Source organism: uncultured Victivallis sp. (genome assembly GCA_944389935.1).
Classification (GTDB): Bacteria; Verrucomicrobiota; Lentisphaeria; order Victivallales; family Victivallaceae; genus Victivallis.
This window is the reverse complement of sequence record CALXOE010000083.1, coordinates 1-7,110: the sequence shown is the minus strand read 5'-3', so window position 1 is coordinate 7,110 and position 7,110 is coordinate 1. Positions and strand designations below refer to the sequence as shown.

Below are 7,110 nucleotides of genomic sequence, written 5' to 3'. Positions count from 1 at the left end.
GATAGTCCCAGAGTTAAGATGAACCTTCTGCCTCTTTTTTCATCCCGCCGAATTAAAAACTTTTGAAATTACCTCATTCATTAAAAAAAATGAGATTTCAGCTCAAATACCATGTATATCAATTGCAGTGCAGCGTAAAATACAAAAAAATAAATATCGTAACATGGTTACGATAGCTTCTCTTGTTGTCCTCTCGTTTTTCGCACCTTCCTCCCTACGGATTCCGCTTCCTTTAAAAATAATTAGATTAATCTAATTTCAGCACTTGACTTTTCTTTCTCTGGAAATATATTAATCATATAAAAAGCTCCCAAACCAGATGGAGTTTTTTTAACATCACAAAATTAGACAAGGCTAATAATCAGATACCACATTCATTTTTTTTGAAAGGAGAAACATCATGAAAAACCGCCAGCCGATAGTGTTCCGGGAGGGCGCTGCCCAGCCGTTGAACCTGCTGCGGAACCGGACGGAAGAGAGGAAGAACAACTCTCGCTCCTTCCGTGATCGGACGTTCACGGGATTCAACCTGACGAAGTTTCCCGTGAAAAAAAACATCATCCATCCCTTCCACTCCCAATCGCCCCGTGGTCGTTAGAAGGCCGTGGAAAAGAAAAAACGGCAGAAGAAAGCAGCTTCTCATCCCGCACTTTCTTAAATTTCCTTTCAGCCGATAATCACAACACAACACTGCGCCTCCACCGACAAGCGGCCGTCGCTTCCGGCACCGCGCCGTACGCGGTATCAGCACCCCGCTGGAAGCAGGGATGCAAAACCTTCAAGGTCGCATTTACACTTATCGAACTTCTGGTAGTAATTGCGATCATCGCGATTCTTGCATCGATGCTGCTGCCGGCGTTGAACCAGGCACGGTCACGTGGATATACCGCGTCCTGCGTATCGCGTCTCAAACAGATCGGAGCGGCTGACGCATTTTACACCTCCGACTACGGTTACTTCTGCCCCGCAGCGGAAAAAATGGCTGGAAGCGGACTCAAAGCCTGGAATGCCGTTCGCGCAACTTCGCCGTATCTCGATTACACCCGGGAGGGATACCTGACACCGTATCTGATGAGAGGAGGACTTACACAGGAGTCGATGGGATCGATCGCGAGCAATGTGTTCTTCTGCCCGGAACCGTCGCTCAAGCCTTGCTGGGACGGGCAGGATGTCACCTCGGCTTCAGCCAGCGGTTACGGGGCAAACCCGTCGATACACGGATTTGCGCTGCCGACATCCATGGGACCGATGACGATCGCTGCCACCATGATTAAGGACAGCAAAGTCAAAAAACCTTCAGCAATTGTAAGTTTCGGCGATGCGGCGGGAAAAGACGGCGGAACCTCAAGCTGGGGAACATTGTCGAGTTTCACTCTCTGCTGGTCGATCATCGCGGGAAACACCCATTTCCGCCACGCGTCACGCGCCAACATTGCCTGGGCTGACGGGCACGTATCCTCTGAGGAAGCCGGGCTGCTGCGTTCATGCGAAATCGGCAGAACCTACCGGATCGGCAGTCTTGGCAGTACGGACTCTGATCTGCGGCTCTACGATCCGGAATACAGCGACGGCGATGAAGCGCCGTCCCATCAATAATTGACTATCCAGAAGAGGAACTGCAAATATGAAACGAAAAATCATTCTTCTGATTCTTCTCTCCTGCGGAGCGGTTTTCGCCTGGTTTATCAACGGGCGGGAGAAAATCGACGAATCGCTGCTTCTGCAGGAAATACCGGTAAACTCGCCAGAGCAACAGCGAGAACTGACTTCGCTTGCGGAAAAGGTTCTCGAATTGCACCGTACGCGCGGCGAAAGAGCAATCAAACGGATTTTCGCCTATGACGATCGTGAACTCATGATGATTCAGGCCGAGACCGGAACCAATCCTTTCCGGGAGAGCATCGACCTGCTGAACCTTCACCGCAATTCCGGGCACCTCTGTGACCCGCGCCCCATGACTTTCGCCGGGAATCGATCCTCTCGAAGGTTCGTTGACGCCAGACTCGGAGAGGAGGGCTCTCGAGTGCGGTTCGAATTCATCAAACTGAAAAACGCTTACCGGTTCGGCGGCGTCCGTACCATCTGAACCATCAGAATCTTTGTTCATGCCGGGGAAAGACGCCAGAGTTGGTCTCCGGCTTTTTCTGATTTCACCTGACAAGGAAAAAACACTTCACCATGAAACCCAAAATCCGACGCCTCATTCTCTTCTGTATTCTCCTGTCGATTCTCTGTACCGTCTCCGGGGTATGGGGATACTGGAAATATGCCTCGCCGACCAGAATCGCCTTCGTGAATTATCCGGAATACGTGCTTGCCGAAGATCTCGACCAGCCCATCAATCCGGCGATTGAAGTTTCCGTCCTGCCCTGGGGGCCGGACTCCGGCGAGGAACTGCGCAATTACGACGCAATCCTTTTCTTCGGCATGGGAACCAATATTTCCGAACGCCAGCGGGCGATTCTTGACTCGCTGGAAAAGCCGATCTACCTGACCTCGACGCCGAACAACGAAACCGCGAAAAACACCATGACGCCTGAACAGCGGAAGGTCATTGCGGACTATATGCGCAACGGCGGCAAGGACAATTTCCGCAACATGCTGAATTATATCCGGCGCGAACTGGACGGCAAGCGCCTGCGGGCGGGCAAGATCGAACCCGTCAAAATCATGCCGCGCAGCGTCTTCTTCCACATCGACGAAAAAGCCGGGTTCATGACCTACAAGGAGTATCTGGATTATTACAAATCGATCGGCCGTTACCATCCGGAATCCTCCATGGTTCTGCTCTATTCCGGCAACGGCGGCGGCGACCTCGGAAAGCTCATCGAAGCGCTTGAGAAACGCAAACTCAACGTCGTGGCAATCAACGGCATGGGGCGCCTGACCGAAATGATCGAAGAGGCGAAACCGGATCTCATCATCTACCAGCCTCACGGCAGGCTCGGTTCACGCGACCCGGAGGGAGCGGTTGGAATTCTCGCGAAATACAACATTCCCCTGCTCTGCCCGATCAAGAGCGACCAGCCGTATGACGTCTATCTCAAAGACCAGCGCGGCATGGACGGCGGCATGCTCAGCCAGAGCGTGACCATGCCGGAAATCGACGGAGCCGTCGCGCCCTTCGTGCTCTCCGCCCTCTTCCGCAACGAACGGGGCCTGCTCGCCTACAAGGCGATTCCCGACCGCGTCGAACGCTTCGCCGAGCTCGTCCGCAAGATTACGGCAATGCGGCACAAGAAAAACGCCGACAAGAAAGTGGCGATCATTTACTACAAGGGACACGGGAAAAACGCGCTGACCGCCGGAGGAATCGAGGTCGGCGACTCCCTGCTGAACCTCCTGCGGCATCTGCAAAAAGCGGGTTTCAACACCGGCAACCTGCCGGAATCCACCGAAGAGCTGCTCCGCCAGATTCAGGACAACGCCGCAGTCTTCGGCGCCTACGCGAAAGGCGCGATGCAGGAGTTCATGGAAAAAGCGAAGATGGAGAAAATCTCGCGGGAGGAATATGAAGAGTGGATACGGAAAAGCATGCCCGCCGATCTTTATGAAACCGTGACGGCGCGCTACGGCGAATTCCCGGGGGAAACCTTCCGCACTCCGGACGGCAAACTTGCGCTCGGCATGCTCCGGTTCGGCAACATCGTGCTGATGCCGCAGTCCATTTCCGGCGAAGGGGAGGACACGGACAAAGTCGTGCACGGCGTGAAAATGGCCCCGCCGCATCCCTATATCGCGACCTATCTCTGGATACGGCACAAATTCGACGCCGACGCCCTGATTCATTTCGGAACGCACGGCAGTCTTGAGTTCACCCCGTGGAAGCAGGTTGCGCTCTCCAGCTACGACTGGCCGGACGTGCTCATCGGCGAAATGCCGCACTACTATCTTTACATGATGAACGACATGGGCGAGGCGCAGATTGCCAAACGCCGCAGTTACGCGGCGCTCATCAGCCATCTGACCGCACCGTTCATGTATGCCGACGGCTACGGCACGATCCGCGAGCTTGACCGCAAGATCGAAATGCGCGCACTGGTCGAGGACGCGCGGCTCAAGGAGGAGTACGGCAAGTCTATCATCGAACTGGCGAAGAAGGAGAAGTTCGACCACGAGCTCCAGTTCAGCCCGGATTTCGCCGCCGGCAAACTCAATGAAGCCGATCTGGAGCTTCTGCACAATTACCTGCACGATCTTCAGGGCGAGAAAATCAACCGCGGACTCTATGTGCTCGGACGCTCCTACACGAACGCCGAAGCGGAGGAAACCGCAAAACTCATGACGGTGGACATGGTCGCCTACGACATGTTCAAGGCGGACGTCGAAGCCGGCAAGGTCGACAGGAAGAAACGTTCCGACAGCTTCTTCTACCACAACAACTATCTGAAACCGGCGGGGGAACGGATCGACCGCGCCTTCGCCGACGTCCGCAGCGGCAGACAACTGCTGCCCTCCGTCCGGATCGTACAGGAAAAAGCGCGGAAAGCGGCGGCAGCGAAGCGGAAAGCCGAGGCACAGGCAAACCCGAAAGCTCCCTCCATGGCCAGAGCCGGCGGAATGCCGATGGGCGGCATGGGCGGCATGGGAATGGGCGTACGCCGCGCCTCCGAAGAAAATCCGCTCAAGAAATTTGCGCCGGAACTGCGAGCGGTGGAAGCGTATGAGAATCTGCTGAAATCGACGCCGGCGGAACTCGACGCATTCGTCAACGCGCTCTCCGGCGGCTATCTCTATCCGTCGCCGGGCAATGACCCGATCGGCAATCCGGAAGCCGTTCCGACCGGCCGCAATCTCTACGGCATCGACCCGGAACGCACTCCGACGCCGGAAAGTTTCGCAGTCGGGAAGCAGCTTGCCGAGGAACTGATCGCGCAGAAACGCAAATCGACCGGAAAATATCCGAAAAAGGTGTCGTTCACAGTCTGGGGCGGCGAATTCATCAACACCCACGGCTCGGATATCGGTGAAATCTTCTACCTGCTCGGCGTCGAGCCCGTCTGGGACGCGCGCGGCAGAGTGCAGGATGTCCGCCTGATCCCGCTTTCCGAACTCGGTCGCCCGCGTATTGACGTGGTCATACAGACCTCGGTTCAATTCCGTGGTGCCGCCACAAGCCGCATGCGGCTCATCGACCGCGCGATCCGACTCGCGGCTGCCGATAAATCCGGCGAATACGCGAACTATGTCGCCGAAGGAACCGTCGCCGCCGCCCGCGCCCTGATCGAAAGCGGTTTCTCTCCGGAACAGGCGAAACAGCTTGCGAATGCCCGCATCTTCGGCGGAGGCAACGGTGAAGATAACGGCCCCGGAGTCGGCGATACCGTCAAAGCTGGAGACCGCTGGGACGATCCCGCGGCTGTCGCCGAAGCATTCATCCGCAGCCGTGGTACGCTCTATACGGAAGAACATTGGGGAGTGAATGTTCCAGGCGTTTACCGCGCCGCACTGCAGAACACCGATACAGTCGTGCAGTCCCGCTCTTCGAGCGCATGGGGGCCGCTCTCCCTTGACCACGTATATGAGTTCACCGGAGGTGCGAATCTTGCGATCCGCCACATTACCGGGAAAGAACCGGAGGTCTATTTCAATGACCTGCGAACACCCGGCCGGGCAAAGGTTCAGACCGGCGCCCAGGCAGTCATGAGTGAGGCACGCACTACTGTTCTGAACCCGAAATACATTCGCGAAATGATGGAGGAGGGCCCTACAGGTGCGAACACCTTTGCCGCCTACTTCAGCAACACCTACGGCTGGGAAGTCACCAAGCCGGACATGATTCAGGATTATCTCTGGGAAGAGTATAAGAAGGTCTATGTCGATGACAGCCTGAAACTGGGCGTGAAGGAGTATTTTGAGAAGAAAAATCCGTATGCCTATCAGGAAATGACGGCGATCATGCTGGAAACGATCCGGAAAGGCTACTGGAAAGCCGATGACGAGACAATCAGGCAGATCGCACAACTTCATGCCGGGCTCGTCGAAAAATACTCCCCGGGCTGCAGCGGTTTTGTCTGCAACAATCAGAAACTCCGGGAGATGATCGCCCGGAACCTCAGCGACGATCCGCAGGCGGCAGCCGCCTATCAGGAGGCGATTCGCCGGATACGCGAAGTTCCCGCAAAGGAAAACGAAAACGTCGAAGGACAGATCCTCAAAGAAGAGCAGATCGATCCGGAACGACGCTCCGTACAACCTGACGGAATCGCCGGAAAGATCGTCATCGGAGCGATCATTCTGATCGCACTCCTTGCGGTATTCCTCGGCAGTCGCCGCAGACGTAAACGGCTCTGAAGCCGGGGGACGACACAATAGGAGGATCCTTCCCGTGAACCTGGAACAGGACTATTTTCCGGCAAGTCCGCGCAGGACTTTGCGCTCCTCTGAATCGGGCTTTCCGGCGAGACGCTCAGCAATACGCGCGCGAAATGATTCGAAACGGTTCTCCTCGAGAATCCGGTGCGGACAGTATTTGCCGCTCCAATCCTGATGCATGCGCAAATCCGCCGCCGTCAGTTTGAAGTGACGCAGGAGCGCGCAGGCCAGAATCTCCGCATTCTCCTCGCTGCGGCGGTACTGCCAGTCCGCCGGGCCGCGGCACTGGCTGCGGCAGATCTCGATGCCGAAGCTCTGCGTATTGCCGGGCCCCTCGGCGCCGTCTCCTGCGTGCCAGCCGTGGATGTCGAGAGGCAGAATCTGAACCGCCTCGCGCTCATCCACCGCGAAGTGGAACGAAACGCTCGCGTTGTCCCGCCGGGAATCAACCCGGTCGCGCTCCTGCCGGGCGGAAAACGGTTCGGCGGTGTTGTGGATCGTCACATACTTCACCGCCTCAAACCTTCCCGGCAGCTTGTAGCGCCGGTTGTAGTCGTTGTCCTCAATAAGCGCCCGCACAAATGAGAGCGACCGTCTGCCGCGGTCCTCCGGTTCCGGCCCGGCGATGTTCTTCCGGAACCAGGCGGCTTTTCCAGGCTCCGGCACGTAGCAGCGCGGAATCTGGATTCCCTTTTTTTGAGCGTAAGCGCCCAGCCAGCTCCATGGTGATGGTGGATCGAGGGGAGATTTTCGAAAGGGGAAATGGCCACAAAATGAATGCCGTCAGACGACGAT

5 protein-coding genes are annotated in these 7,110 nt (G+C 56.2%); 4 read left to right on the top strand and 1 reads right to left on the bottom strand.

What is annotated here, in order from left to right; genetic code table 11:
* Positions 1 to 400 precede the first annotated feature (400 nt).
* The 4 genes from Q0J85_RS15125 to Q0J85_RS15110 all read left to right on the top strand — a co-directional run bounded on the left by Q0J85_RS15125 (position 401) and on the right by Q0J85_RS15110 (position 6,294).
* Positions 401 to 598 carry a hypothetical protein gene (locus tag Q0J85_RS15125; protein ID WP_294483114.1) on the top strand — a complete coding sequence of 66 codons (198 nt, stop codon included), beginning with the start codon at positions 401 to 403 and terminating at the stop codon, positions 596 to 598.
* On the top strand, positions 523 to 1,596 hold the full coding sequence (locus tag Q0J85_RS15120; protein WP_367274673.1) for a prepilin-type N-terminal cleavage/methylation domain-containing protein: 1,074 nt from the start codon (positions 523 to 525) through the stop codon (positions 1,594 to 1,596). The genes Q0J85_RS15125 and Q0J85_RS15120 overlap by 76 nt, the downstream gene beginning before the upstream one ends.
* A gap of 28 nt (positions 1,597 to 1,624) precedes the next feature.
* On the top strand, positions 1,625 to 2,086 hold the full coding sequence (locus Q0J85_RS15115; protein WP_294483110.1) for a hypothetical protein: 462 nt from the start codon (positions 1,625 to 1,627) through the stop codon (positions 2,084 to 2,086).
* 92 nt (positions 2,087 to 2,178) lie between these two features.
* Entirely contained in the window at positions 2,179 to 6,294 is a 4,116-nt protein-coding gene (locus tag Q0J85_RS15110) for a cobaltochelatase subunit CobN (protein ID WP_294483108.1), read from the top strand.
* Positions 6,295 to 6,345: 51 nt separating this feature from the next.
* On the opposite strand, the gene Q0J85_RS15105 is transcribed toward Q0J85_RS15110, so the two are convergent.
* Complete coding sequence (locus tag Q0J85_RS15105) at positions 6,346 to 6,981, bottom strand: N-acetylmuramoyl-L-alanine amidase (protein WP_294483107.1); 636 nt, start codon at positions 6,979 to 6,981, stop codon at positions 6,346 to 6,348.
* Positions 6,982 to 7,110: the final 129 nt, after the last annotated feature.

What these genes read in the sequence shown, in the direction of transcription:
- Q0J85_RS15115 (WP_294483110.1), top strand. Translation starts at nt 1,625, where the DNA reads ATGAAACGAAAAATCATTCTTCTGATTCTTCTCTCCTGCGGAGCGGTT.
- Q0J85_RS15125 (WP_294483114.1), top strand. Translation starts at nt 401, where the DNA reads ATGAAAAACCGCCAGCCGATAGTGTTCCGGGAGGGCGCTGCCCAGCCG.
- Q0J85_RS15110 (WP_294483108.1), top strand. Translation starts at nt 2,179, where the DNA reads ATGAAACCCAAAATCCGACGCCTCATTCTCTTCTGTATTCTCCTGTCG.